The sequence below is a fragment of the Actinospineispora eucalypti genome, assembly GCF_039543365.1.
Classification (GTDB): domain Bacteria; phylum Actinomycetota; class Actinomycetes; order Mycobacteriales; family Pseudonocardiaceae; genus Pseudonocardia; species Pseudonocardia eucalypti.
This window is the reverse complement of sequence record NZ_BAABJP010000008.1, coordinates 12,653-37,866: the sequence shown is the minus strand read 5'-3', so window position 1 is coordinate 37,866 and position 25,214 is coordinate 12,653. Positions and strand designations below refer to the sequence as shown.

The 25,214-nt window shown below is 73.1% G+C and carries 28 protein-coding genes and 1 pseudogene; 14 read left to right on the top strand and 15 right to left on the bottom strand.

Going from position 1 to position 25,214, the window contains the following annotated elements:
- Nucleotides 1-45 precede the first annotated feature (45 nt).
- Nucleotides 46-324, top strand: a complete 279-nt coding sequence (locus tag ABEB12_RS11130; protein ID WP_185061991.1) for a DUF2277 family protein — start codon at nucleotides 46-48, stop codon at nucleotides 322-324.
- A 14-nt stretch (nucleotides 325-338) separates the two neighbouring features.
- Here the strand turns inward: ABEB12_RS11130 and arr are convergent, their stop codons facing one another.
- The 3 genes and pseudogenes from arr to ABEB12_RS11115 form a co-directional block, all read right to left on the bottom strand.
- Nucleotides 339-767: an NAD(+)--rifampin ADP-ribosyltransferase gene (arr, locus tag ABEB12_RS11125; RefSeq protein WP_221498302.1), complete on the bottom strand. Its 429-nt coding sequence runs from the start codon at nucleotides 765-767 to the stop codon at nucleotides 339-341.
- A gap of 6 nt (nucleotides 768-773) precedes the next feature.
- Nucleotides 774-2,378, bottom strand: a pseudogene (locus ABEB12_RS11120) (FAD-dependent monooxygenase); the annotation flags it as partial.
- Nucleotides 2,375-3,589 (bottom strand): MFS transporter, encoded by a 1,215-nt coding sequence (locus ABEB12_RS11115; RefSeq protein WP_185061993.1) that lies wholly within the window; start codon nucleotides 3,587-3,589, stop codon nucleotides 2,375-2,377. The pseudogene ABEB12_RS11120 and the gene ABEB12_RS11115, both read right to left, overlap by 4 nt.
- A 118-nt stretch (nucleotides 3,590-3,707) precedes the next feature.
- On the opposite strand from ABEB12_RS11115, the gene ABEB12_RS11110 reads away from it, so the two are divergent.
- A complete protein-coding gene (locus ABEB12_RS11110) occupies nucleotides 3,708-4,493 on the top strand; it encodes an IclR family transcriptional regulator domain-containing protein (protein ID WP_185061994.1) in 786 nt (261 codons plus the stop codon).
- Here ABEB12_RS11110 and ABEB12_RS11105 read toward each other — a convergent pair.
- The 3 genes from ABEB12_RS11105 to ABEB12_RS11095 are packed head-to-tail and all read right to left on the bottom strand — an operon-like array spanning nucleotide 4,488 to nucleotide 7,518.
- A complete protein-coding gene (locus tag ABEB12_RS11105; RefSeq protein WP_185061995.1) occupies nucleotides 4,488-6,002 on the bottom strand; it encodes a tripartite tricarboxylate transporter permease in 1,515 nt (504 codons plus the stop codon). The two genes, ABEB12_RS11110 and ABEB12_RS11105, sit on opposite strands and share 6 nt — an antisense overlap.
- Nucleotides 5,999-6,532, bottom strand: coding sequence for a tripartite tricarboxylate transporter TctB family protein (locus tag ABEB12_RS11100; protein ID WP_185061996.1), 534 nt, complete (start codon nucleotides 6,530-6,532; stop codon nucleotides 5,999-6,001). Before ABEB12_RS11100 ends, ABEB12_RS11105 begins: the two co-directional genes overlap by 4 nt.
- Entirely contained in the window at nucleotides 6,529-7,518 is a 990-nt protein-coding gene (locus tag ABEB12_RS11095) for a tripartite tricarboxylate transporter substrate-binding protein (RefSeq protein WP_185061997.1), read from the bottom strand. The genes ABEB12_RS11100 and ABEB12_RS11095 overlap by 4 nt, the downstream gene beginning before the upstream one ends.
- 142 nt (nucleotides 7,519-7,660) lie before the next feature.
- Between ABEB12_RS11095 and ABEB12_RS11090 the strand changes: the two genes are divergently transcribed.
- Together ABEB12_RS11090 and ABEB12_RS11085 are read left to right on the top strand one after the other, a co-directional pair.
- Nucleotides 7,661-9,271 (top strand): ATP-binding protein, encoded by a 1,611-nt coding sequence (locus tag ABEB12_RS11090; RefSeq protein WP_185061998.1) that lies wholly within the window; start codon nucleotides 7,661-7,663, stop codon nucleotides 9,269-9,271.
- On the top strand, nucleotides 9,268-9,948 hold the full coding sequence (locus tag ABEB12_RS11085; protein WP_345702742.1) for a response regulator: 681 nt from the start codon (nucleotides 9,268-9,270) through the stop codon (nucleotides 9,946-9,948). The genes ABEB12_RS11090 and ABEB12_RS11085 overlap by 4 nt, the downstream gene beginning before the upstream one ends.
- 31 nt (nucleotides 9,949-9,979) lie before the next feature.
- Here ABEB12_RS11085 and ABEB12_RS11080 read toward each other — a convergent pair whose 3' ends face one another.
- On the bottom strand, nucleotides 9,980-10,717 hold the full coding sequence (locus tag ABEB12_RS11080) for a maleylpyruvate isomerase family mycothiol-dependent enzyme (protein WP_185061999.1): 738 nt from the start codon (nucleotides 10,715-10,717) through the stop codon (nucleotides 9,980-9,982).
- 45 nt (nucleotides 10,718-10,762) lie between these two features.
- Here ABEB12_RS11080 and ABEB12_RS11075 point away from each other — a divergent pair, with 45 nt between their 5' ends.
- Nucleotides 10,763-11,668 (top strand): MerR family transcriptional regulator, encoded by a 906-nt coding sequence (locus ABEB12_RS11075; RefSeq protein ID WP_185062000.1) that lies wholly within the window; start codon nucleotides 10,763-10,765, stop codon nucleotides 11,666-11,668.
- A 6-nt stretch (nucleotides 11,669-11,674) separates the two neighbouring features.
- Here the strand turns inward: ABEB12_RS11075 and ABEB12_RS11070 are convergent, their stop codons facing one another.
- Complete coding sequence (locus tag ABEB12_RS11070; RefSeq protein ID WP_185062001.1) at nucleotides 11,675-12,061, bottom strand: Rid family hydrolase; 387 nt, start codon at nucleotides 12,059-12,061, stop codon at nucleotides 11,675-11,677.
- A 14-nt stretch (nucleotides 12,062-12,075) separates the two neighbouring features.
- Complete coding sequence (locus tag ABEB12_RS11065; protein ID WP_185062002.1) at nucleotides 12,076-12,906, bottom strand: phytanoyl-CoA dioxygenase family protein; 831 nt, start codon at nucleotides 12,904-12,906, stop codon at nucleotides 12,076-12,078.
- Between the two features lie 101 nt (nucleotides 12,907-13,007).
- Between ABEB12_RS11065 and ABEB12_RS11060 the strand changes: the two genes are divergently transcribed.
- The gene (locus tag ABEB12_RS11060) at nucleotides 13,008-13,601 is read left to right on the top strand and encodes a TetR family transcriptional regulator C-terminal domain-containing protein (RefSeq protein ID WP_185062003.1); all 594 of its coding nucleotides are present in this window, start codon (nucleotides 13,008-13,010) and stop codon (nucleotides 13,599-13,601) included.
- Between the two features lie 12 nt (nucleotides 13,602-13,613).
- On the opposite strand, the gene ABEB12_RS11055 is transcribed toward ABEB12_RS11060, so the two are convergent.
- Entirely contained in the window at nucleotides 13,614-14,519 is a 906-nt protein-coding gene (locus ABEB12_RS11055) for an NAD(P)H-binding protein (protein ID WP_185062004.1), read from the bottom strand.
- A 146-nt stretch (nucleotides 14,520-14,665) separates the two neighbouring features.
- Between ABEB12_RS11055 and ABEB12_RS11050 the strand changes: the two genes are divergently transcribed.
- Nucleotides 14,666-15,565 carry a LysR substrate-binding domain-containing protein gene (locus ABEB12_RS11050; protein WP_185062005.1) on the top strand — a complete coding sequence of 300 codons (900 nt, stop codon included), beginning with the start codon at nucleotides 14,666-14,668 and terminating at the stop codon, nucleotides 15,563-15,565.
- 6 nt (nucleotides 15,566-15,571) lie between these two features.
- Here the strand turns inward: ABEB12_RS11050 and ABEB12_RS11045 are convergent, their stop codons facing one another.
- Nucleotides 15,572-16,732, bottom strand: coding sequence for a zinc-binding dehydrogenase (locus ABEB12_RS11045; RefSeq protein WP_185062006.1), 1,161 nt, complete (start codon nucleotides 16,730-16,732; stop codon nucleotides 15,572-15,574).
- A complete protein-coding gene (locus ABEB12_RS11040) occupies nucleotides 16,729-17,583 on the bottom strand; it encodes an alpha/beta fold hydrolase (RefSeq protein WP_345702741.1) in 855 nt (284 codons plus the stop codon). Before ABEB12_RS11040 ends, ABEB12_RS11045 begins: the two co-directional genes overlap by 4 nt.
- 181 nt (nucleotides 17,584-17,764) lie before the next feature.
- Between ABEB12_RS11040 and ABEB12_RS11035 the strand changes: the two genes are divergently transcribed.
- The 5 genes from ABEB12_RS11035 to ABEB12_RS11015 all read left to right on the top strand — a co-directional run bounded on the left by ABEB12_RS11035 (nucleotide 17,765) and on the right by ABEB12_RS11015 (nucleotide 21,952).
- On the top strand, nucleotides 17,765-18,730 hold the full coding sequence (locus tag ABEB12_RS11035) for a ferritin-like domain-containing protein (RefSeq protein ID WP_185062008.1): 966 nt from the start codon (nucleotides 17,765-17,767) through the stop codon (nucleotides 18,728-18,730).
- Nucleotides 18,727-19,089 (top strand): hypothetical protein, encoded by a 363-nt coding sequence (locus ABEB12_RS11030; protein WP_185062009.1) that lies wholly within the window; start codon nucleotides 18,727-18,729, stop codon nucleotides 19,087-19,089. Before ABEB12_RS11035 ends, ABEB12_RS11030 begins: the two co-directional genes overlap by 4 nt.
- 342 nt (nucleotides 19,090-19,431) lie before the next feature.
- Nucleotides 19,432-19,995 carry an LmrA/YxaF family transcription factor gene (locus ABEB12_RS11025; protein ID WP_185062010.1) on the top strand — a complete coding sequence of 188 codons (564 nt, stop codon included), beginning with the start codon at nucleotides 19,432-19,434 and terminating at the stop codon, nucleotides 19,993-19,995.
- Nucleotides 19,992-21,011, top strand: coding sequence for an SDR family oxidoreductase (locus ABEB12_RS11020; protein ID WP_221498172.1), 1,020 nt, complete (start codon nucleotides 19,992-19,994; stop codon nucleotides 21,009-21,011). The genes ABEB12_RS11025 and ABEB12_RS11020 overlap by 4 nt, the downstream gene beginning before the upstream one ends.
- A 122-nt stretch (nucleotides 21,012-21,133) precedes the next feature.
- Complete coding sequence (locus ABEB12_RS11015) at nucleotides 21,134-21,952, top strand: SigB/SigF/SigG family RNA polymerase sigma factor (protein ID WP_185062011.1); 819 nt, start codon at nucleotides 21,134-21,136, stop codon at nucleotides 21,950-21,952.
- 9 nt (nucleotides 21,953-21,961) lie between these two features.
- On the opposite strand, the gene ABEB12_RS11010 is transcribed toward ABEB12_RS11015, so the two are convergent.
- Complete coding sequence (locus ABEB12_RS11010) at nucleotides 21,962-22,663, bottom strand: ANTAR domain-containing protein (RefSeq protein ID WP_185062012.1); 702 nt, start codon at nucleotides 22,661-22,663, stop codon at nucleotides 21,962-21,964.
- A gap of 206 nt (nucleotides 22,664-22,869) precedes the next feature.
- Between ABEB12_RS11010 and ABEB12_RS11005 the strand changes: the two genes are divergently transcribed.
- Together ABEB12_RS11005 and ABEB12_RS11000 are read left to right on the top strand one after the other, a co-directional pair.
- Nucleotides 22,870-23,145, top strand: coding sequence for a hypothetical protein (locus ABEB12_RS11005; RefSeq protein ID WP_185062013.1), 276 nt, complete (start codon nucleotides 22,870-22,872; stop codon nucleotides 23,143-23,145).
- A 111-nt stretch (nucleotides 23,146-23,256) separates the two neighbouring features.
- A complete protein-coding gene (locus ABEB12_RS11000; RefSeq protein WP_185062014.1) occupies nucleotides 23,257-23,694 on the top strand; it encodes a TIGR03618 family F420-dependent PPOX class oxidoreductase in 438 nt (145 codons plus the stop codon).
- Nucleotides 23,695-23,699: 5 nt separating this feature from the next.
- Here the strand turns inward: ABEB12_RS11000 and ABEB12_RS10995 are convergent, their stop codons facing one another.
- A complete protein-coding gene (locus ABEB12_RS10995; RefSeq protein WP_185062015.1) occupies nucleotides 23,700-24,173 on the bottom strand; it encodes a DUF6328 family protein in 474 nt (157 codons plus the stop codon).
- Between the two features lie 51 nt (nucleotides 24,174-24,224).
- Entirely contained in the window at nucleotides 24,225-25,046 is an 822-nt protein-coding gene (locus tag ABEB12_RS10990) for a Scr1 family TA system antitoxin-like transcriptional regulator (protein ID WP_185062016.1), read from the bottom strand.
- Between the last annotated feature and the right edge of the window lie 168 nt (nucleotides 25,047-25,214).

The following is a 25,214-nucleotide window of genomic DNA, read 5'->3' as shown; positions in this document are numbered from 1 at the left end:
CTGCCAGCCGTGCCCGGCGGGCCGCAGTCGAATTAGCCTGAGGGCATGTGCCGGAACATCACTACGCTGCGCGGCCTGGAGCCGTCGGCGACCACCGAGGAGATCGAGGCGGCCGCGCGCCAGTACGTGCGCAAGGTCAGCGGTGTGCAGACGCTCACCGACGCGACCCGGGCCCCGTTCGAGGCGGCCGTCGCCGAGATCGCGGCGGTGACCGCCCGGGTGCTCTCCGAGCTGCCCGAACGCCGCCAGCCGCCGACCACCCTGCCGCCCCTGCGCCGCCCCGAGGTCCGCGCCCGCATCGCCGCGAAGAAAGCCGCCGGCTAGGGGCGCGGGCATCGTCAGTCGTCGATGTCGGCGGTGCCCGTGCGCTTCAGCTCGTCGAGGTGGTCACGCATGGCCTTGAGCTTCTCGGGCGAGTGTCCGACCCAGTCGGCCAGCTCTCCGACGATGCGCACGGGCTCCCGGGTCCGATAGGACCTGGTCGGGTTGCCCGGGAACTTCCGGTCGGTCACGTTGGGATCGTCCTCCAGGGCGCCGGTCGGCTCGACGATGTAGATCCGCCCCCGGCCCTCACCCAGCGCGAGCTCCGCTCCCCAGGTCGCCGCGTCGAGGGTGGCGGACACGTAGACGTGGTTGGCGGTCCTCCCGTCCTCGTAGTTCGAGCGGCGGCCGGGCTCGAGCAGGTCCCCCACCTTCAGGTCGGCCTTCGTGCCGTGGAACAAGGCCCCCGACTCGTGGACCTCGAACGGCGTTGGCTCGTTGGTCATGCACACTCCGAGGACGTGGTCGAACAGCGATCCGGGGTCGGGTGGAAGGTTATCTCCGCGCCAGGCCACGAGGTGGTCCGGGCGGACCAGGACGTAGCGGGCGCCGAACAACTCCCGCGCGTCGGGGCGGTGCAGGGTGACGGTCCGCCACGGGACTCCGCGCGCCTGGGCGGCCTCGGTCCAGCCGCTCGGCACGGGGGCGGCGCCCACCTCGAGCAGGGTCAGGCCGGGGCCGAGCTCGTCGTAGAGCGACGTGCGGCCGTCCAGCCACAGGTGGGGCAGGCGCATCCCCGGCGCAGCCGAAGGCCGGTAGACCGACGTGCTGGATGCCGGCGCCGGGCGGCCGTCGGCGACGACCACCGGTGACCCGGGGCAGCCGGTGCCCAGCACGAAGCCGAGGGTGTAGAACTCGGCCGTCTTGGCCCGGCGGACCGCCTCGGCGGCCTCGGCGCGGGCGAGCTCTCCGGCCGCGTCGGCATCGGCGAGGCCGGGACGGCTGAGCTCGGGGGTCAGCACGGCCATGTTGGCCCGGGCCTCGGCGATGGCCCTTTCGGCGATCGGGCGCCGTTCGGCCTGGTACGAGTCCAGCATTGCCGCGCCGGCCCACCCGTTCAGGACGGCGGCGAGCTTCCAGCCGAGGTCGACCGCGTCACCGATGCCGGTGTTCGCCCCGAACCCGCCCCAGGGCGGATTGAGGTGGGCCGCGTCGCCGAGCAGGAAGCAGCGGCCCTCCCGGTAGCGCTCGGCGACCAGCATGCGGGCGGTCCACGGGTCCCGGGACGTCACCCGGATTGGCAGGTCGGCGCCGATCATGGTCTGCAGGGCCGACTCCACCCAGGCGGTCGGGGCGTCCGCCGGGGCGTTGATGATGATCGCCCACCACCGGTCGGCCGGGTCCAGCCGGCCGAGCAGCCCGCCGACCCCGGAGCCCAGCACCCAGTACTGGACGGCCGGGCCGTGGCAGTGCCGCTCGGCCAGGCCCGGGGCGGAGAAGGTGACCTGCAGGTTGCGGATCCCGTGGCTGTCCCCACGCATCGGGATGCCCAGCCGCTTGCGCACGATCCCCCGGCCGCCGTCGGCTGCGGCGAGGTAGCGCCCCCGCACCGGTATCGGCGCGCTCTCTCCGTCGTCGACCGTGGCCGTCACACCGGTCCCGGTCTGGTGCACGTCGACGACCCGGCTACCCCAGAGCGCGGTGACCGACGCCCGCCGGGGAAGCTCGGCCCGCAGCGCGTCCTCGAGCCGGTACTGGGCGGTCCACTGCCCGGGCTCGGGCAGCTCGGCCCGGGGCAGGTCGGCCAGCGCGAACACCCCGTCGAACCGGGCCACCCGGGGGCCGGCGAGGCTGGTGCAGAACACGGTGCGGTCCGACCAGCCGCCGGGCAGCGGCGCGTGGGCCCGGACCGCGCCGGCCAGGCCGAGCCGCCGGAAGTGCTCCATCGAGCGGGGGTTCACCTGCTTGCACCTCGGCGACGAGGTGTCCGGTTCGCGGAGGGGTTCGACGAGCACGACGCCTATCCCCCGGGCGCCGAGCTCGTGGGCCAGGGTGAGGCCGGCCGGCCCGCCACCCACCACGATCACATCGGTCTCGGTGACCTCGGGGTCAGTCACGCCGCCACCCTCGTGGCGGCCGGCGCCACCGAGGGCCGGCGGCGCGGGATCGCCGCGATCAGCGCGGCCTCCAGGACCGCCGGCACGACGAAGGCGTAGAAGCCCGCCTTCGGTGACGCGGACAGCACGGTCACCAGCGAGAGATAGACCGGGCCGGCGATGGCGCCGAGCCGCCCGACGCCGAGGCACAGGCCGAGCGCGGTGCCACGCACGCGGGGCTCGTGGTAGCGGGACACGTAGGCGTTGACCAGGTTCTGCGTGCCCAGCGCACCGAGGCCGGCCGCGGCCGCCATGACCAGGAGCAACCAGCGGGCCTGTGGGGTGGACAGCACCAGCATGGCCCCCGAGGCGACCAGCGCGCAGGCAATGGTCACGGCCTTGATGCGAACCCGGTCGGCCAGCGCCGTCACGGCCAGGGTGCCGACGATCGCCCCCAGGTTGAACGCGATCAGGAACTCCAGGGCCGAGCCCTGGTCGTACCCCGCCGAGACCATGAGGGCCGGCAGCCAGGTGCTGGCGCCGTAGACCACGACCAGGCCGAGGAAGGTGCTGGCCCAGAAGAGCAGGGTGGCCCGCCGGTGGCCGGCGTTCAGCAGGACGCCCGCACGGCCCGGCGCGTCCGGCGGTTGCGCGGCGGGGATGCCCGCCGGCACCAGCCACCACACGGCCGGGAGCAGGACCAGCGCCAACGCACCGATGAGGAACAGCATCCGGAACGACACCTGCCCGAGCAGGATCCGCCCGGCGAACGCCGACGCCAGGCCGCCGACCGCCACGCCGGCCATCGCGGCGCCGACGAACAGGCTGCGCCGGGCCACCGGCGCGGCCTCGGTGACCACCGCGACGACCAGCGGGATGAGCGCGCCCAGCCCGGTACCGGTGAAGAAGCGGGTGACGGCGAACAGCTCCACCGTGGGGACGACGGCGGACAGGGCCATCCAGCCGGCCACCCAGACCAGGCTCACCGCCAGCGGGAGCCGGCGGCCCAGCACGTCCCCGGCCCAGCCGGCGACCACCGCGCCCACCGCCGCACCGAACGCGGTCACCCCGCCGAGCAGGCCCAACACGGCCGGCGTCACGCCCCACGGGGCGTACCGCAGCAACGCCGGGCCGACGGTGCCGAGCACGAACAGGTCGTACCCGTCGACCATCAACAGCAGCACGCCGAGGAGCAGCACCGGGCCGCCCCGCCTCCGGGTTTCGACGACCATGTCGATCTCCTTGGCTCGGGGTGGGGAGTGAGTGGGACCCCACGTCGCCGCAGAGTGCGCGAGGATGGCCGGGCCCGTACACGGCGGTTTCATTGGTCGGCACAGGTCAGGGAGAACGATGGCGGCTCATCGGTCCGGGCCGCCGCGCGGGCGCCGACCCGCGCAGGGCGAGCCGGTGATCGCCCGGGCGCTGCGGCTTCTGGACGCATTCCAGGAGCCTCAGGAGGCGCTGTCCCTGACCTCGCTGGCCGCGCGGGCGCGGTTGTCCAAGAGCACCGCGCTGCGGCTGGCCCGTCACCTGCTCGACTGGGGCGCGCTGGAACGGACCGACGGCGGCCAGTTCGTAATCGGCCTGCGGCTGCTGGAGGTGGCCTCGTTGGCGCCGAGGGGTCACGGGCTGCGGGCGGCCGCGATGCCGTTCCTGGAGGACCTGCACCACGCCACCGGCCAACACGTGCTCCTGGCCGTGCGGGACGGCGCGGAGGCGGTGCTGGTGGAGCGGCTGTCCGCGCACCGCGCGGGGCGGGCCGCCTATCACGTCGGCGGCCGGCTGCCGCTGCACTCGACGGGCGTCGGCCTCATCCTGCTGGCCTTCGCGCCGCTGGACGTGCGCGAGCGGGTGCTGGAAGGCCCGCTCACCATCGAGCCCGGGGCACCACGGGTCGGGCCGGACGAGCTGCGCCGGCGCATCGCGGCCATCCGCCGCGAGGGCACCGCCACGAACACCCGGGAACTGCCCGAACCGATGTCCTCGGTCGCCGCGCCGGTGACCGGGCCGGACGGTTCGGTGGTTGCGGCGCTGTCGGTGCTCGCGCCGACCGGCACCTTCGACCCGGCGACGGCCCGGCCGGCCGTGGTCGCGGTCAGCCGGGCCGTCTCCCGGGCGATACGGGCCCGGTCATGAACCGCCGGCCGGCACCTTCTCCCGGTTGAACACCCGCCGCAGCAGTGGCACCGCGAGGATCAGCACGATCACCACGTACACCACCACGGACAGCGGGGTGGAGACCAGCGTGGTCGGGTCGCCGTCGGCGATCTGCAGTGCCCGGCGCAGTTGCAGCTCCGCATCCGGTCCCAGGATCACCCCGAGGATGGTCGGCAGCACGGGCAGCCCGTAGCGCCGCATCAGGAACCCGACGGCCCCGATGGCCAGTAGCACCAGCAGGTCCACCGGCTGTCCGCTGACCGCGTACGCCCCGACGCAGGCGAAGAACAGGATGCCGGCGTACAGGTACGGGCGGGGAATGCGCAGCAGCTTCGCCCACACCGGGGCCAGCGGCAGGTTCAGCACCAGCAGCAGCACCAGGCCGATGAACAGGCTGGCGATCAGCGTCCACACCAGGGTGGACTCCCGCTGGAACAGCAGCGGACCGGGCTGGATGCCGAACTGCTGGAACGCGGCCAGCATCACCGCCGCGATCGCCGTGGTGGGCAGTCCCAGGGTGAGCATCGTGGTGAGCGTGCCGGCCGACGACGCACTGGCCGCCGCCTCCGGCCCGGCCACGCCCTCGATGGCGCCGGAGCCGAACTCGGACCGGCCGGCCGAGCGCCGCCCGGACAACCGCCGCTCGGTGACGTAGGAAAGAAACGTGGGGATCTCCGCCCCGCCGGCCGGAATGGCGCCGAACGGGAAGCCGATCACCGAGCCGCGCAGCCAGGGCCGCCAGGTGCGGCGCACGTCGTCACCGCCCAGCCAGGCGTTGCCCACCGGGATGATCTCGGCCGGGCGCCGGCGCAGGTGCGCCGCCACCCAGAGCGCCTCGCCGACCGCGAACAGGCCGACCGCGACGATCACCACGTCGATGCCGTCGGCCAGCTGCGGCACCCCGAAGGTGAGCCGTTGCGCGCCGGTCAACGGGTCCAGCCCGACCAGGCCGATGGCCAGCCCGATGCCCAGCGCGGCGAACCCGCGCACCCGGGAGCTGCCCAGCACCGTGGTCACCGCCGCGAAGGCCAGCACCATCACCGCGAAGTAGTCGGGTGCCCCGAGATCCACGGCGACCGAGGCCACCAGCGGGGCCAGCAGCACCAGCAGTGTGGTGCCGACCATGCCGCCCACGAAGTGCCCGATCGCGGCGGCGCCCAGGGCCTGCGCGCCCCGCCCCGACCGGGCCATCGGGTTGCCCTCGATCGCCGTGACCACCGCCGCGCTCTCCCCCGGCGTGTTGAGCAGGATCGAGGTCGTCGAGCCGCCGAACATCGCGCCGAAGTAGATGCCGGCGAACAGGATGAACGCCCCGGTCGGGTCGAACGCGTAGGTCACCGGCAGCAGCAGGGCCACCGCCATCGCCGGGCCGATCCCGGGCAGCACGCCGATCGCGGTGCCCAGCAGCACGCCGATCGCCGCGAACAGCAGGTTCTGCGGGCTTAGTGCGTGCCCGAAACCCTCCATCAACAGGTTGATCGAGTTCATCCGAAAACCCCCATCAGCGGCCCGCCCGGCAGCTCCACCCCGAGCAGCGCGTCGAACACGATCCAGGTGGTCAGCGACACTCCGGCCGCGATCAGCGGGTCGCGGCGGGGGTGGCGCGAGCCCAGCGCGTAGCTGGTGCCCCAGAACAGCACGAAGCCGGCGAGGGGCCAGCCCACGATCGGGATCAGCGCGGCGGTGGCCACCAGGACCCCGGCCAGCATGCCCAGGGTGCGCACGTCCGGCGGGGTGGACAGGTCGATGTCCTCACCCAGCTCCGCCTCGCCGTGCCCGCCGCGCAGCACGTCCACGGTGAGAACCGCGGCCAGCACCAGCAGCCCGATGCCGACGACCAGCGGGACGGCGTGCGGACCCAGCGGGTCCGCGCCTCCTCCGCCCCCTCGGGTCTCCAACGCGGTGTCGGTCAACACCAGGACACCCGTGACCAGCAGCAACAGCGAGATCCCCAGCTCGGAGTGCTCGCGCAGCCAGGACCGCCGCTCCGGCGCCCTGGTCGTCTCCGGTGCGCTCATGACGCCAGTCCCAACTCGCGCAGCACGCCGGCCACCCGTTCGTTCTCCGCCGCCAGGAAGGCGCGGAACTCCTCCGCCGGGAGGTAGGCGTCCTGCCAGCTGTTGCGGGCCAGCGCGTCCTTCCACTCCGGGCTGTCGTGCAGGCGGCGGAATGCGGCCTGCAGCTCGCCGGCGCCCTCACCGGACAGCCCGGGCGGCGCGACCATGCCCCGCCAGTTGGTGAACGACACGTCCACCCCGGACTCGCGCAGCGTGGGCGCGTCGAACCCGGGAATCCGTTCCGGCGCGGTCACCGCGAGCACCCGCAGCTCGCCGGCCTCGGCCTGGTCGGCGAACTCGGAGAGGCCGGAGACCCCGAACGCGATCTTGTTGCCGAGCACCGCCGCGAGCAGCTCGCCGCCGCCGTCGTAGGGGATGTAGTTGACCTGGCGCGGGGCCAGGCCGATCGCCTTCGCGGTGAGCATCGGCGCCAGGTGGTCCGGGCCGCCCGGCGCGGAGCCGCCGCCCACCGGCAGGCCGCCGGGGTTGGCCTTCCAGGCCGCCATCAGTTCGCCGATGGACCGGTACGGGGAGTCCTTGTCCACCACGATGATCTCGGTCTCCTGGGTGAGCCGGGCGATCGGCGTGGTGTCGGCCAGCGTGGCGGGCGCCGAGTTGGTGTACACCGCGCCGACCACGCCGAGCCCCATGGACATGACCAGGCGGTCGTTGCCGCTCTCGTTGACCGTGCGGCCCAGCCCGACCGTGCCGCCCGCTCCGGGCAGGTTGAACACCTCGACTACACCGGCCACGCCGCTGCGCTCCATGGCCTTGGCCGCTGTCCGGGCGGTGATGTCGTAGCCACCGCCGGGGGCGTTGGGCACCAGCAGGCGCAGCCCGCGCAGCTGGCCGCCTTCCTGTCCCCCGGTCAGGCCGCCGACCAGCGGCGGGACCAGGAGCAGCGCGGCTATCGCGGCCGCGACGACGAGTAAGGTCCGGTTCCGCATGGGCATCCACTCCCCGATGAGCGTGCTGGTTGCGAAGGAGTGTGCCCAGCGGCGACCGCGCCGTCTGCTTTTCGCCGCAATGGTCGTTGTGGTCTTTTCGGTCACGGGCTCCCGGTGGTGATGCGCGGTTACGCTCCCGGTCGTGACGCGACGCACACTGGCCCGCCAGTTCCTCACCTGGCAACTGGGCATCGTGGCCGTGCTGCTGGTCGCCGTCGCCGGGCTGGCCGTGGTCCAGTCGAACGCGGCGTTCCGCGACACCCAGGGGCGGCGGATGCTCACCGTCGCCGAGGACGTCGCCGCGTCCCAGGGGGTGCGCCAGGCGTTGGCCGACCGCCGCTTCGGCCCGCTCCCGGTGTTCGCCACCACCGCGCGAAACCTGTCCGGCGCCGACGAGATTGTCATCGTGGACGCCGGGCGAACCGTGCGCGCCTCCCCCGACCCGGACCAGGTGGCCGCGCCGCTCGGGCCGGACGGGTTGCTCCTCGGGACCGCGCTGGACGGCCACTCGGCGGTCTACCACCCGGACTGGCGGACCGTGGTTGCCGAGGTCCCGGTGATGGGCGACCGGGGCGTGGTGACAGGGGTGGTCGCCGCCCGGGTGCGGGCGCCGTCGCTGCTCACCGGGATCGCCAACGCGCCGGGCCAGACCGCCGCGCTGCTGGCCGCGGCGCTGGTGATCGGGGTGGTCGGCTCGCTGCTGCTGGCCCGGAGGGTGCGCCGGCAGACGCTCGGGCTGGAGCCGGCGGAGATCGTGGAGCTGGTGCACCGGCGGGAGGCGATGCTGCTCGGGGTGAAGGAGGGGGTGGTCGGCATGGACGCCGAACACCGGATCACCCTGCTCAACCAGGTGGCCCGCGAGCTGCTGGACGTGCCGGACGCTCGGCCCGGGATGCCGGTCGACGCGCTCGGGCTGGACGGACCACTGCGCGACGTGCTGACCGGGCAGGTCGAGGGCGAGGACCAGGTGGTCGCCCGCGGCTCCCGGCTGCTGGTGCTCAACCGGATGCCGGTCGGCACCGACGGCGAGCCGGTGGGCGTGGTGGTGACCCTGCGCGACCGCACCGAACTGGCCAACCTGGAACACCGGCTGGACGCGTCGCGGCACCTGACCGACACCTTGCGCGCGCAGGCCCACGAGTTCACCAACCGGCTGCACACCATTGCCGGGCTGACCGAGCTGGGCGAGTACGACGAGGTGCGGCGGTTCGTCGCCGGCCTGGTGAGCGCATCGGACGAATGGCGGGTGGAGGTCACGTCCAAGGTGCGGGACGCGGCCTGCGCCGCGCTGCTGGTGGCCAAGGCCTCGCTGGCGGCGGAGCGCGGCGTGGAGCTGCGCCTGGCCGCCGGTTCTGAACTGCCGGCCCGGGCCGCCGACCCGGCGCTGTCCACCGACCTGGTGACCGTGCTGGGCAACCTGGTGGACAACGCCCTGGACGCCGTGGTCGGCCCGCCCGGGCCGCACTGGGTGGAGGTGGCCCTGGGTGTGCGGGGCGAGGGCGGACGGGAGGTGGTCGCGGTGACGGTCGCGGACTCCGGGCCGGGTGTGCCGGTGGAGCTGGCGGACGCGGTGTTCGAGCGCGGGTTCAGCACCAAGGCCGGCTCCAACGGGGCGCACGGGCGAGGGCTCGGGCTGGCCCTGTCCCGGCAGGTGTGCCTGCGCCGGGGTGGATCGCTGCTGCTCACGGCGCGCGACGGGGGCGGCGCCGTGTTCGCCGCCGAGCTGCCGGTGGCCGGGGTGGTGGCCGAGTGATGCGGGTACTGGTGGTCGACGACGACTTCATGGTGGCCAAGGTGCACAGCGGCTACGTCCGGGGGATCCCGGACTGCGAGGTGGTCGGGGTGGCGCACACCGGGGCGGACGCGATCACGCTCGCCGCCGAACTGCGGCCCGACCTGGTCCTGCTGGACGTGTACCTGCCGGACATGTCCGGGCTGGACGTGCTGCGCCGGCTGCGCACCGGCGAGCCGGCCGACCCGTTCGTCCTGCTGATCACCGCCGCCGACGACGCGGCCACCGTGGCCGCCGCCCTGCACGGCGGGGCGACGCACTACCTGGTCAAGCCCTTCGAGTCACGGGCGCTGCGGGCCCAGGTGGACCGGGTGCGGCAGCTGCGCGGGCAGCTCGCCGGCCTGGACCGGGCCGGCGGCGGCGAGCTCACCCAGAACGCGATCGACCGGATCTTCGGCGGCCGGGACGGACCGATGCCCAAGGGCCTGACCCGGCCCACCGCCGAGCTGGTCGCACAGGTGCTGCGCGAGCACGACGGCGACCTCTCCGCCGCCGAGTGCGCGGAGCTCGCGCGGCTGTCCCGGGTCAGCGCCCGGCGCTACCTGGAGCACTTCGTGGCCGGCGGCACGGTGACGGTCCGCCTGCGCTACGGCGGCACCGGCCGCCCGGAGCGCCGTTACCGGTGGGCCGGAACGTGACCGGTCCGTCCGGCCCGGGGACGCGTATCTCTCAAGCCGCGGTGTGGGCGAGCCAGTGCTCGGCCAGTGCCCGGTCGCCGGTGACGGTCACCCGCCCGAGCGGCAGCCGCCGGGTGAACACCAGCAGCAGGTCCTCGACGGGGCCCGCCAACGTCACGTCGGCGGTGTCCGCGGCGCGTGCCCACCGCACCCCGCCGGGCGTGCGGGTGATCAGCCAGCCCGGGCCGGCCTCGGGGCGGAGCTGGAGGGTCTGGCCGGTACCGCGCAGCTCGGCGAGGGCCGGTTTGAGCGTCGGGGTGGCCGGGTCGGCGAGGATCTCCAGCCACTCGCTGATCGCGTCGGCCGCGAGGTCCGGCGCCACCCGGAACGCGGCGCCGGTGGCGATCGCCGCGTCCGCCCGGTGCACGGTGGTGTCGTGCAGCATCCGGCGCAGCCAGAACGACGCCGGCCGGTCGCCGAAGAACGTCCACACCGGCCGCTCGCCGGCGGCCAGCACCGCCTCGGCTAGTTCCTCGGCGCCCCGGTGCAGCCAGTCGGGCCACTCCCCCGGCCGGCCGGGGTCGGCGTCGAACGGGTCCGGCACCGGGGACGGCCCGGACCGGACGATGCCCGCCGCCCATCGGTGCGCCTGGCCGATGTGCCCGGCCAGCACGCGCAGCGGCCATTCCGGGCACGTGGGCACCCGGGCGTCCGGGTCGGCACCGGCCACCGCCTCGGCGAACCCGGCGGTGCTCTGGTGCAGCCCGTCCACAAGTCGTGCGACATCCATGGGCCGTACCGTAGGAGCTCCACCCGGCTGGAGGTTCAACCGACGGTGACCGGAGACACACTCGCGATCGGCGACCTGGCGCGGCGGACCGGCGTGCCCGTCCGGACGATCCGCTTCTACTGCGACGAGGGCCTGTTGGAACCGGTGCGCAGCGCCGGCGGGCACCGCCGGTTCGACGCGGCCACGGTGGACCGGCTGAACCTGGTGCGGCGGCTGCGCGGGCTCGGGCTGGGCCTCCGCTCGATCACCGATGTGCTCGCCGGCCGGTGTTCACTGGCCGAGGCGGTGAGCGCGGAGCGGGCCGCGCTGGACCGGGAGATGGCCACGCTGGCCTGGCGGCACTCGGCCCTGCGCGCGGTCGAGGAGGCGCCGCCGGCCGAGCGGGCCGCCCGGCTGGAGCTGCTCTCCTGGGTGCAGGACGGGTTCGCGGCCCAGGCCACCCTGGTCCGCCTCTGGCGGCCGATGACCGCCGCACCGATCCCGCCGGACACCGTGCGGATGTTTCTCGACATCAGCGCACCACGGCCGCCGGAGCGGCCGACCCCGGCCCAGGTCGTCGCGTACGCCGAGCTGGTGCTGCTCGCCGCCGATCGCGCACTGTCCGCCCAGCTGCGGGCCAGCACGCTGGTGAACCACGAGCGGATCTCCGACCTGGGCGGCCTGCACGCCGCCGTCGGCGCGGCCTGCGAGCTGGCATTCCCCCAGGTCGCGGCCGGAGCGCCCCCCGCACCGGGACCGGCGCTGGACGGGTTCGTCGGGGCGCACGCCACGGCGCTCGGCACCGCCGACTCCCCGCGGTTCCGCCGCGCGTTGAACCGGCGGACCGCCGCCGACCGGCATCCCCGGATGCGCCGGTACTGGTCGCTGGCCGGGGAGATCACCGGCGAACCCGCACCGATGGGCGTCACGCACACCTGGTTGCTGGACGCCCTGGACCGTTCGGTCGCCTGACCCGCGCTACCGGGGGACCCGGGCCGTCACCTGGATCTCGACCAAGGCGCCCGGAACGGCCAGCTCGGAGACCCCGACGGCGGTCCACGCCGCGTGCGGCGCGGACATGAACCCGTCCTTGACCTCGCCGAACGCCTGCATGTGCGCCCGCAGGCCCACGTGGTAGCTGCTCATCTCGACCACGTCGGCGAAGGTGAGACCCGCCTCCGTCAGCAGCCCGCGCAGGTTCTCGAACGCCAGGGTGAACTGCTCCTTCGGGTCCTCCGGAACGCTCAGGTCGGGGCGCAGCCCGATCATCCCCGAGCACCGCAGGTAATCGCCGTCGATCACCGCCGGCGCGAAGTGGAAGCCGTCGTAGATCGGTTGCATCCAGGACGGAATGACTTCCTTCATGGCTACTCCTCCGGTCAGCGCAGCTGGGCGAAGTACGGGGACCGGTACGGCGCGCCCGGGGTCAGCGACCGGTCGTCGAACTCACGGATGTCGTGCGGGAAGTCCGGCGCCGAGGTCGGGAAGGGCCGGTAGAACAGGCGGTCACCGAAGAACCGCAGAACCAGCGTATGGCGCACCGGGCAGTCCGGCGTCACCGGGGCGCCGCCGTGCAGGGTTCCGGAGTGGAACACCAGGGCGTCACCCGGCTCGAGGTCCCACGAGACGACGTCCCACGAGCCCGGGTCCGCCGCGCGCTCCGCCTCGATGTCCGGCAGCCGGGGAAAGTTGGGCTCGCCCCAGAGCGGCTTCGTGACGTCCTTCGGGTCGGTGTAGGAGGTGCCGTCGTACTGGGTGCCGAGGTGCGAGCCCCGGACGATCTCCAGCGCGTTCTTCCGGGGCAGCCGCTCGAAGCTGATCCAGATGTTGAGCAGGTGCGGCCCGTTCGCCGGCAGGTACGAGGTGTCCTGGTGCCAGGGCGACCGGCCCGTCCTCCCGCCGGACTTGATGAACAGCTCCTCGCCGAGAAACCAGACGTTCTCCGAGTCCCACAGCGACGCCACGAAATCGTCCAGGCCGAGCTCCCTGATCATCGGGAGGTACCGGTCGACGTTCTCCGGGTTGCCGTACTCGTTGAAGTGCTCGTCGCTGGTGCCCGCATAGACCCGCTTGGCCATCGGGCTGGGGTGCTCGATCCCGTAGTCGAAACACTCGCGCACCCGGTCGAGCTGCTCGGCCGTGAACAGGCCCCGGACGGCGATGGCGCCGTCACTGGCCAGGCTCCGCTTCATCTCCTCGGTCACACGCATGGCACGGTCCTCCCGGGTGAGCCGCATAACGACTGTTATGTCCTAACAGATGTTATGTTCTACGGCCCATGGAACCCGCTCGTCAACCCCGGGGTGGTCGGATGTCCGCGAGAAAGACCGATCCGGCCGCCCGGCAGGGCGAGATCGTCGATGCCACGGTGCGGGTGATCGCCCGGGACGGGCTCTCCGGCGCTTCGCTGCGCACGATCGCGCGGGAGATCGGCTACACCACGGGCGTGGTGATGCACTACTTCCGCGACAAGGAACAACTGCTGGTGGCGGCGGCCGAAGCGGTCTTCGGCCCGTTCGAGGAACTGCTCGCGGAGGCCTCCCGCATGGATGACGCGTTCGAGGGGCTCCGCCGCATGTGCGTGCTCCCGTTGCCCACCACCCGGGCCAAGCAGGTCATTCCGCGCATCTACGCGCAGGTGCTGGCCAGCGCCGAGACCGAGCCGGCCTTCGCGGAGGCGTTCCGCCAGCGCTACGGCGCCTTCCGGGACGGCGTGCAGTCGCTGCTGGCCGCCGGCCAGCGCAGCGGTGCGTTCCGGGCCGACTTCGAGCCCGCCGCCCAGTGCGACCTGCTGTGCGCGCTGGTCGACGGCCTGGCGCTGCACGCCGTCAGCGAGCCCTCCCGACTTCCGCCGGACCGCGTCGTGGCACTGGTGACCCAGGAACTGGAGAAGCTGCGGGCGTAGTCCGGGCGCGATCTATGCGGTGACGGTGGCCGGGCGCTCCAGCATCACGCCGGCCGAGGCGATGTCCTCGAGCAGCGTCGGCCCCACGGGCGTCCAGTCGAGGGCCGCGCGGGCGTGCCCGCCCGACGCCCGCTGGTCGAGGAGCATCGCCTCGCCCAGGTGGCCGAGCCGGGTGATCGCCGCCTGGTCGGTCTCCGTCACGGTCCGGCCGCCGAAGCCGAGCTTGTGGCTGAGCGCGACGGTGATCTCCCGCACCGTCGGGTTGTCCCCGGCCGCCCCGATGAATGTGGACCCGGCCGGGGCGCTCTCGAAGGCCCGCACGTAGAGGTCGGCGAGGTCGCGGCGGTCCACGCAGGTCCAGTGCTGGTCCCCGCTGCCGATGGTCCGCAGGGCCGAGCCGCGCCGGTCCACCCGCTGGGCGGCGATCAGGGTGTGCATGCCCCGGCCCCGGTCGTGCACGATCCCGGGGGCGATCACGATGCCGCGCACCCCGACGGCGCGCCGCACCCGTTCGGCCAGCGCCGGGCGCCAGCACACCAGCGTCGGCGGGGCGTACCGCTGGTCCTCGCGCAGGTCGCGGCCGTCCCCGTACAGCCACACCCCGCTGGTGGTCACGAACGGCTTGCCGCTGCCGGCCAGCACCATGAGCACGGTCGAGACGAACACGTCGTCCACCAGCGAGAGGCTGTAGTGCCCCGGCGAGCCGGCGTGGATCAACCCGTCGGCGTCGGCGATGTGCGCGGCGAACCGCTGCGGCTGCTCCAGGTCGCCGATCACCGGGGTCACCGCCGTGTCCCAGATGTCCGCCGCCTGCTGCGCGGAACGCACCAGTGCGGTGACCGTGTGCCCGCCCGCGACCAGGCGGCGCAGCACGGCCGAGCCGATGAAACCGGTGGCGCCGGTCAGGAAGATGCGCATTAAGGGCCGTCTCCTCGGGGAGCGAAGCGCGGGTACCGCTGGAAACAATCGACGTCTGCAACTACCAACATTCCGTACCGGGTCATCCAAGTCCAACGATGAAAGCCGCATGCGTCATCGCTGAACCCGCTCAATAGACTGCGCGGGTGGACGACCGCAAGCTCCGCTACTTCGTCGCCGTTGCCGAGGAGCTCAACTTCACCCGGGCCTCCCAGCGGCTGTACGCCACGCAGTCGACGGTGTCGGCCACCATCCGCGCCCTGGAACAGGAGCTGGGCGCCTCCCTGCTGGCCCGCACCACCCGCTCGGTCTCGCTCACCGAGGCGGGGGCGACCTTCCTGCCGGAGGCGCGGGCCGCGATCGAGGCGATCGACCGGGCGAGGGCCAGCGTGGAGCCGATGAGCGCCGGGCTGCGGGGCAGCCTCGCCGTCGGCACGCTGAGCAGCCTGACCACCGTGAACGTGCCCGAGCTGGCCGGGGACTTCCACCGCCGCTATCCGTCGGTGAAGTGCCGCATCGAGATCTCCCCGCGCGGGGCGGCCGGCCACGTCGAGCGGATCAAGTCCGGGTTCCTCGATCTCGCCATCGTCGGCGACGCGGAGGGCGACCCCGAGCTGGACGTCCGCCCGATCCGCTCGTTCCGGCTGGCCGTGTTCGTCGCCGGCTCCCACCCGCTGGCCCGGCGGCGGAACGTGGACCTGGCCACACTGGCCGGCGAACCGTTCGTGGACCTGCCGATCGGGTTCGCCCAGCGGGAGGTGGTCGACCGCGCCTTCGCCGGCCACGGGCTGCGCCGGGAGATCGCCGTCGAGGTGATGGACCTGGCGGCCATTCCCCTCTACGTCGCGCACGGCATGGGGGTGGCGTTGCTGCCGGACGGGTTCGCCGCCGACACCGACCTGCCGGTCCGCGCGCTCCCCCTCGCCGGCGTCGAGCTGAACTGGACCCTGTCGGTGATCAGCGCGCACGGCCGGCGCCTCTCCCGCGCCGCGCACGCCTTCCTGGACCTCGTCCCGGAGCACACCACGCCCGACGCCTCCTGGTGAACCCGGCTACGGCGTGGTGGCGGCGGCCCGGGGGTCGATCAGGATCTTCGCGTGCTTCTCCGGGTTGCCGAGGGCGGTGAATGCGCCGTCCACGCCGTCCAGCCCGACCTGTCCGGTGACCAGCGGAGTCGGATCGACCTTGCCTTCGGCCAGCATGTGCAGCGTGTCCCGGAACTCCAGCGGGGTGTAGCCGAGCACGAACCGCAGGTCGATCTCCTTGTTGATCGCCATGGCCGGCCGGATCCGGTCGGGCTCCATGCACACGCCGACCACGACGACCCGGGAGAACAGCGGAGCGCCGGCGATCACCTGGTCCAGGATGCCGGGCACCCCGACGCACTCGAAGATCACCGGGTGTTTCGGGGTGGCCGCTCCGGCCTTCTCGGCGACGCGCCACACGTGCTCCCAGGGCAAAGGCAGCCGGCGCAGCTTGTCCATCGCACCGACCGCGAGCTCGAACGCGGCGGCGGCGGACACCAGGTGGCCGTGGTCCTCGGCCGAGGCGTACGGGGACTCCACCGCCGGGTCGACCACCACGTCGGCGCCGCAGGCGGTGGCCAGCGCGCGCCGGCCGGCGGACAGGTCACTGGCCACCACGGTGCGCACACCCGAGGCCTTGAGCAGGCAGATCACCGCGAGCCCGATCGGCCCGCAGCCGATGACGACCGCCACGGTCCGCTTGTTGACGTCGCCCCGGCGGACCGCGTGCCAGGCGACGGCCAGCGGCTCGGTCAGCGCGGCCGTGTCCGGGGGCAGCCCGTTGGGGATCGGGAACGTCAGCGACTCCTGCACCAGCATCCGCTCGGCGTAGCCGCCGGGGGCGGCGGCGGACAGGCCGATCGGGTGCACCTCGGCGCCCCCGCGCAACAGCGGCAGGGCCACCACCGGGGTGCCCGGTTTGAGCTTCTTCCGGCAGCCGGGGCCGTGCTCGACGATCTCCCCGCAGAACTCGTGGCCCAGCACGACCCGCTGGTCCGCGCGCATCAGCCCGTCGTAGCCGATCTCCCGCGCCAGGTCGGCCATCTGGTCGCCGTGTTGGCGGGCGTGCAGGTCGGAGCCGCAGATGCCGCAACGCCGCACGTCGATGAGCAGCTGTCCGCGCCCGGGCAGCGGGGTGGGCAGCTCGACGACCTCCAGCCGGCCCTGGCTGCAGCTCACCGCCCTCATCGGGTCACCGCCGCCCGGTGCGCGGCCGCGACCGCCTCCGCCAGCTTGTCCGGTTGGGAGAAGAACGGGGAGTGCGACGCGTCCAGTTCGACGACCTCGGTCGGGGCGGCGGAGAGGGCGTCGATCTCCCGGATGAACCGGCGCTGCAGCGCCGGGCGGAGGGCGTTGTCCTGGCTGCACACGACGTACGTGTGCGGCACCCGGCCGAACCGCTCCGGCGTCGGTGTGATCGGCTCACCGGGAATCCCGGCCGGGGCGTCCGGGGTGAGCAGCGATATGGCCGCATTCGCCAGGCCGGGCTCGACATCGCCGTAGAACGCCTCCCGGATCGCGGCATGCCTGGCCGCGTCCGCCGGGTCCATGCGCAGCGCGCCGACCGCGGCGGGATCCGCGACCAGGAGCGCGCCGACCATCTCCCCCTGGTTCTCCTCGACGCCGATGTAGTCCACCGCCGCCCGGCCCCCGGTCGGGGCGAACGCGGCCAGGTAGACCACCCCGGCCACCAGCTCCGGCTCTCGCTCGGCCAGCAGGGTGGCCACGGTGCCGCCCATGCTGTGGGCGACCACCAGGCACGGCCGCCCGCCGCCGATCCGGCGCAGCTGTGCCCCGAGCCGGGCCGCCGCCGAGGAGGCGGTGACGGAGGCGGAGGGTGAGGGCGCCGAGGAGTAGGCGCCGGCGTCGAACGGGCGGGCCCACCGCTCGCCCGGCCAGCCGCCGTTCAGGCCATGGCCCTCCATGTCGACGGCGACCGAGCCGATGCCGCGTACCGCCAGTTCCTCCACCAGCGGCGACCAGCACCAGCTGCCGTGCCAGAAGCCGTGCAGCAACACGATCGGCGCGGACGAGTTCACGGTTCCTCCCGGGTGCGGTTGCGCGTGCCGACCTACCTTCTCGTCAAACGATCGGCCGGGCCACTCGACCGTTGTGGTGGCCCTCACCGCCCCGATCCGCCACCGGCATCTTTGGAGCGCCGCCAGCCGGGTAGGCGGCCGGGGTAGGCAGAGAAAGCGACCAGGACGGAGTTTCCCAGCCATGACCGCCAGCACCACCCTCACCCGCCAGCTGCGGGCGATCCTGCAGCTCACCGAGGCCGAGGTACAGACCACCCGGATGCGCACCGCGCAGGCGCGCAGCGACGAAGTCCGCCGCGAGCTCGAGCGGCGGGCCGGCCAGGCCGAGCAGCGCGCCCGCACGGTCTCGGCCCGGCTGCGCGCCCTGGGCGGCGTCCCCGATGCCGTGACCCCGGTCATCGGCCGGCTCACCGCCGTGGTGAAGGGTGCCGTCGAGCAGACCGAGCCCTTCGACGAGGCGCTGCTGCACGACCTGGTGCTCCAGCAGCAGCTGGTGGCCCGCGCCCGCTACCTGCGGGTACTGGCCGAGGCGGCCGACGAGCGTTCGGTCCGCGAGCTGGCCGAGCGGCTCGAGGAGGCGCACACGGAGGCCGCCGAGCGCATCCACACCACGTTGGCCGAGGAAGCCTTGGGCGGCCCGGCGACCCTGCGCGCGACCGCGTTGCAGCGCACCGCCGGCACGGTGACCCGCGCGTTCGCGCTGCCGGTCCGGTTCACGTGGGAAGGGGTGAACCGGGCGGTCAACGGCGCGCAGGGTCTCACGACCATGGCGTTCGACGCGGCCACCTCGGCCACCAACCAGGTGCTGCGCCTGGGTGGCGCCGCGCGCGAGGTGGCGGGCAGCGGCCGGGACGCGTCGCTGCGCAGCGCCGAGCGGGTCGCCCAGCGGGAAGGCGCCGCGGGCACCGCGCGGGCGGTGCACGACACCCGGCGCGGCCTCGGTTCACTCGAGCCGTCCGAGCTGCCGATCCGCGACTTCGACGGGCTGAACCAGCAGGACGCGATCCGGCGGATCAAGGACCTGGGCGAGGCCGAGGAGGTGCGCGTGGTGCTCCGCTACGAGCAGGCGCACAAGGACCGCGCCGGGGTTACCACGGCGGCCCAGGGCCGCATCAACGCCCTGGCCAAGGAACTGGTCGAGCAATGAGACGCGCACGCGTAGTGGCCGCCGCACTGGTGGTCGCGGCCGCCGTGTCCGCCTGCTCCGTCGAGGGCGGCGGGCGCGGCGGCTCCAACGCCGTCGGGGTCCATCTGCCGCCGAGCGCGGCACCGGGGCCTCAGGGCGCGGACCAGCGCACCTCGATCGGCACCGCGTCGCAGCAGGACGTGGCGGCTGGCCTAAGGGCCAACGGGGTCGCGGAGCCGGAGTACTGGGCGCAGGTTGTGCTGCGGAACCGCCCCTACCCCGCCGAGGACCCGGGGCTGGGCAAGCTGCGCCAGGTGCTGGCCCAGCAGGGCGCCGACGCTCCCACCACCGACCGCATCGTCAACGCCCTGCGGCCCTGAGCCCACTAGTACCCGTTTCGAAGTCCGTCTCTGTGGTGACGGCGCTTGTCGGGGACGGCGCGGCCTGGGCTCATGGTCAGCATGACCTGGTGGTCGGGTCGGCCCCTCCGGAACGGCCCTGATGTCATGCTGCGATGTATTCGATGATCATCAGGCAATCAGGGCGGTTCTAGCGGCCGAGAACGGCGCTCCGAATCGCACGCACCAGGCGACCGCGGCCGCGGCAGATCTCCCACGCCGCGCCGCCCAGGCGATGTCTTTGAACCCGGGCCGTGTCCAGGCTGGACGCGTGGGCGCCCGTAGCGTCTTGCTAAATATGCAGACCGGTCTATTATGGGACGGGTGAGCAAAGGCGAGCGAACCCGGCGGAAGATGATCGACTACACCGCCGGGATCATGGAGGAACACGGCCCTTCGGGGTTCGGCATCACCGAGGTGTTGCGGGCCAGCGAGACGCCCAGGGGCTCGCTCTACTTCCACTTCCCCGGGGGCAAGGACGAGCTGGTCGAGGCCGCGCTGCGGCACGCCGCCGGCCAGGTGGAGCAGTCCATCGCCGCCGCCGTCGCCGAAGGCGGCGGAGCCGCGGCCGTGCTGGGCCGGCTGATCGACGCGCTGGCCCGGCGGCAGGCCGACGCCGACTTCCTGCGGGGCTGCCCGGTGGCCTCGGTCGCCCTGGACAGCGCGGCCGAATCGCCGATCGGCCAGGTCTGCGCCGAGCTCTACGCCTCCTGGGAGGCGGCCCTGGCCGAGCTGCTGCGGGCCGGCGGGCACCGGGACCCGGGCGCACTGGCCACCCAGGTCCTCGCGGTGGTCGAGGGCGGGTTGCTGCTGGGCCGGGTCCGCCGCTCCCGGGCGCCGATGGATGCCGCCGCCGGTGCGGTGCGCACGCTGCTGGAGCGCGCGTGAGCACCCCCGACACGCTGGTCATCGGCGGGAGCGGGCTGATCGGGCGGTGGCTGCTGCCGGAGCTGACCCGGCGGGGCCGCACGGTCGCCGCGCTGCTGCGCAACGCGGAGGACCGGGCCGACGAGCTGCGCGGATGGGTGGTCGGACACGGCGGCGACCCCGCGCTACTGGTCGTGGTCGACGGGGACCTGACCCGGCCCGGGCTCGGGCTGGCCGCCGAGCTGACCGGGGTCCGGGACGTATACAGCCTCGGCGCCCGCTACGCGTTCGGCCTGGACCCCGACGAGGCCCGGCGCACCAACGTGCAGGGCGTGCTGGAGGCGGTGCGCTGGACCGCCGGGCTGCCCGCGCCGCGCCGGTTCGTGCACATCAGCGGCTACCGCGTCGGCTCGAACCACCTCGCCGCGCCCGACTACCGGCGGGGCGCCTACGAGGCGAGCAAGGTGGAGGCGCACCGTGCGGTCCTCGCGCTCACCGCCGAACTGGGCGTGCCGGTCACCGTGGTGAACCCGCCGACGGTGATCGGCGACTCGGCGACCGGCGAGACCACCCAGTACGTCGGGCTCGCCTCGATGGTGCGCGACCTCCACCGGGGCAGGCTCCCGGCGCTGCCCGGTGGGCGGGAAACCTGGGTGCCGGTGGTCACCTCGGACTACCTGGCGCGCTTCCTCGCCGCCGTCCCCGAGCACGCACCGGACCGCGCCGAACTGTGGCCGCTGGACGAGAGCACCCCGTACCTGCCCGAACTGATCAGGCGGTTCGCCCACCGCCTCGGGGTCCGGGCACCCCGGTTCCGGGTGCCCACCGGGCTGCTGCGGGTGCTTCCGCCGCGGTTGACCGGCGCCGACCCGGAGACACTGAGCTTCCTGTCCAGCGACACCTACCCCACCGCCTCGGCGCGGGCCATGGCCGACCGGGCCGGCCTGCGGCAACCGCCCCTGCCGGCCGCACTGGACGCCTGGGTGGACCACCTGGTCGCGACCGACTTCGGCCGCCGGCCGCTGAGCGGGGTGTAGGAGCGGCGGGCCACGGGTACCCAAGTGCTTGCGCGGGTCAACGATGCCCGCGCACTCGCAGGCTGAAACCAGCGGCCACCAGAGACCGATCACTCGATCCGCTCCGTGAGGAAACCCGCTGGATGACTGCGTCCACGCTCGACCAGAACCCCGCCCGGACCACCGCGAACCACCGCCGCGACGACGGCGCGTACCAACACCTGGTGCCACTGCTGGCCGAGCTGGCCACCATCCCCGACGGCGACTCGCGCCGGGACGACCTGCGTCACCACCTGGTGACCGGGTACTGGCCGCTGGCCGGCAACCTGGCCCGCCGCTACGCCAACCGCGGCGAGTCCCTGGAGGACCTGCGGCAGGTGGCGCTGCTGGGCCTGGTGCAGGCGATCGACCACTTCGAGCCGGAGCGCGGCACCGGCTTCCTGGCCTATGCCGTGCCGACCATCCGGGGCGAGCTTCGGCGGCACTTCCGGGACCGGGGGTGGGCGATGCGCGTGCCCCGCCGGATCAAGGACCTGCACGTGTCGGTGCACTCGGTCCTCGGCGAGCTGTCCCAGGACCTGGGCCGGGCCCCTCGGCCCAGCGAGATCGCCGAGCGACTGGACGTGCCGGTCGACGAGGTGATCGAGTGCCTGGACGCGGCCCAGGCCTACCGTTGCGACTCGCTGGACAAGACGCTGGGCGAGACCGACGGTGACAACCAGAGACTCGGCGACATGCTCGGCGCCGAGGACCCCGACCTGGAACTGGTGGAGGACGTCCAGGCCCTGCGCCCGATGCTGGCCGAGCTGCCCGCGAGGGAACGCCGGATCCTCCTGATGCGGTTCTACGCCAACCTGACCCAGACGCAGATCGCCGAGCGCATCGGGCTGTCCCAGATGCACGTCTCCCGGCTGCTCGGCCAGACCCTCGGTCAGCTCCGCCAGCGGCTGCGCCCGGCCTGAGCGCCCGACTCAGCCGAGCTCGGGCAGGCCGCCCAGGTCGGTGATCCGCTCGGCCAGGTCGCGGACCTTGACGTTGTGGTCCTGGGACAGCTTCACGATCTTGGCGAAGGCCGCCTCCTCGGACAGCCCGCTGTGGGCCATGACGATGCCGGTCGCCTCCCCGATCGTTCGCCGCGACTCCAGCGCCACCTGCAGGTGCCGCTCGTAGCGGGCGGCGGACAGCGCCACCGCGCTGTGCGCCGCGAGCACCCACCCCACGTGCTCGAACTCGGCGGTGAACGCCCCCGGCCGGGAGGAGTACATGTCCAGCGCACCCAGCTCGTGCTCCCGGGTGTAGAGCAGGAACCCCATGATCGACCCGATACCGAGCTCGCGGGCCTCCGGCGCATACCGGGGCCAGCGTTCGGCGCTGTCGGAGAGGTCCTCGATCCGGTAGACCTCCTCCTTGTTGCGCTCCGCGTCGAAGCACGGCCCCTCGCGGAACCGGTCCTGCAGCCGGTCCGAAGCCACCACGACGTTGTCGGTCGTGGCCAGGGTGTGCACCCGGCCGTCGCGCACCTCGAGGATTCCGGCGGCGTCGCACCCGTCCACCATCCGCACCACCGAGTTCACGATGGTGTCGAGGGTGGCCTGCACCGACTCCTGCGCGAGCAGGTCGCGCGCCAGCTCGGCCAGGTCGGTCGCCAGCGCGGCCCAGCGCACCTCAGCCACCGCTCACTCCTCGACTTGGCCCGCCCGACGTGGATACAAACGATCGTGGCACGGACGGACGGCCACCGCCACGGCTCGAGCGCGGTTTGCCGCCCGGCCAGCGGGTAGCCGAGAGGGATGAGACTTGGCGTGCTGGACCGGGCGGTTCGGCAGGACGGGGCATGAGGGAACGACTAAAACCGCGCGCGTCCGGGTAGCCCCGACCTATGGGCTCCGACCGGGACGACCGCCGCGATCAGTGCCCGGACTCGGCTCCGGGCACCCTTGGTGAGGGGTTCGCGCTGAGTGACCTGACCTACGAGCAGCTGTGGATCGACTACATCGCGGTCGGCGGCGAGCTCGCCCGCAACCAGCTCGAGGAAACGCTGCGGACCGGGGCGCCGATCTCTCGGCTCGAGCACGACCGGCTGGCGGTCGTGCTGAACGAGCACTTCCGGTCGCACGGGCTCGGCGAGCGGGTGCCCTACGCCGAGGATCTCTGAGCGTCGGCGGATCGGAAACATCACTCCCCGCTGGACACCGCCCGGTTTGGCGGTCGCTCAGCGGGTAGTCCTTCCCTACCGGCAGGTACACCGACGACGAGGAGGATGAGGATGACGGTCAAGACCGCCGACGGCCCGATCCTGCTGCCGGACACGGCCCGGCTGGCCAACGGGAAGAACTTCGCCGCCGTATCCACCGTGCTGCCCGACGGTCGCGTGCAGACCCAGATGATCTGGGTGCACACCGAGGACGGAGCGCTGGTGCTCAACACCGAGGCGCACCGCGCCAAGTTCCACAACCTGCGCCGGGACCCGAAGGTCACCGTGCTGATCCGGGACGAGCAGGACCCGTACCACTACGCCGAGGTGCGCGGGCACGTCGTGGAGACGGTGCGGGGCGACGCGGCCCGGGCGCACATCGACGAGTTGGCCCGGAAGTACACCGGCGGCCCCTACCCGCCCGGGAACATCCGCTCGGAGCGGGTGCTGCTGAAGATCACCCCGGACCGGCAGACCGTGGTCGACCAGCGTCACGGGGTCGCCGACTGAGCGGGCTACCGATCACTGTTCCGCCGGCCCGCGAAGCGCAGCATGGCCGGCAGCGCGAACCACATGAACAGGAAGAAGCAGGCCACGAAGGCCGCGATCGTCTCGGCGATGGGTGCGCCGATCACGACGTCGAGCACCAGCAACAGGGCGCCGGCCACGGTGAACAGCAAGGCGCCCAGTCCCGCGAGCACGCACCAGTGCACCATGCGCACCAGCTGCACCTTCAGGCCGACCTGAAACTGCAACCGGTGCGCCGCCACGGGTGCGATGAGCAGGGCCGTGGTGACCGCGCAGGAGACCAGGGTGATCACGTACACGTCGCGCTGGAAGGGGGTGACGTGCTCGAACCGCTCCATGAAGGACAGGCTCAGCAGGAATGCGAACAGGATCTGCACACCGGTCTGCGCCACGCGCAGCTCCTGCAACAGCTCGCCGAAGTTCCGGTCCGCGCGCTGCAGCGTGCTCTCGTTCCTGGTCACTCTTCCGGGTTACCCCAAAGGGTGAACAAGAAACTCCCGGACTTCCCGGAGCTACTGCTCCTCGATGAGCTTCACCAGGAGGCTGCGGGTCTCGGCGGCCGAGATCGCGGCCGCGCTGATTCGGTCGATCACCATGGCGTAGATGTCCACGTCCACGGGTTTGTCCAGGTAGAGCGCGCTGGTCAGCTGCTCCAGGTAAACGATGTCGGCCACGTCGGGGTCGGCGAACCGGAGCACGATGAACGGGCCTCCGGCGGCGGCGTACCCGCCCGCGTGGAACGGCACGGTCTGCAGCGTCACGTTCGGCAGCTCGCTCAGGTCCAGCAGGTGCCCGAGCTGTGCCTGCATCACGCTCGGGTCGCCGAACGGCCGGCGGAGCGCGACCTCGTCCACCACCATCCACACCATCGGTCCCTGCGCCGAGGTGAGGATGTCCTGCCGGGCCAGCCGCAGGTCCACCCGCTGGTCGATCTCGTCCATGGAGGCGTTCGGGTAGCCGAGCCTGATCACCGCGCGGGCGTAGTCGGCGGTCTGGAACAGCCCGGGCACGCAGTGCACCTGGTAGCTGCGGATCGTGGAGGCCGCCTGCTCCAGCCCGATGTAGGTCTCGAACCACGCCGGCAGCACGTCGCTGTACCGGTTCCACCAGTCCGGTGTCGTGGCCTGGCGGGCCAGGCTCAGCAGCGCGTCGCGCTGGCGGCCGTTCTGGACGCCGTAGAGGGTCAGCAGGTCCGCGACCTCGCGCGTCTGCTGACCGATCCGCCCCAGCTCGAGGCGGCTGATCTTCGCCTCCGAGGCATGGATCATTTCACCCGCGTGCTGGCGGGACATGCCCTTCAGCTCGCGCAGGCGGCGCAGCTGCGCGCCCAACATCAACCGCAGTACGGTCGGGCCACCGGGCTGGGTGCCGTCACCGAGTGAAGGGCCCCAGGGCGGCTCCCTAGTACCAGTGGTCACAGCTCCCCCGTTTCTCGGACAAAGCCGAGACCGACCAGCGCGGATCAATATCGTAGCGACAACGACCCGCTGGCCCCTAGCCGC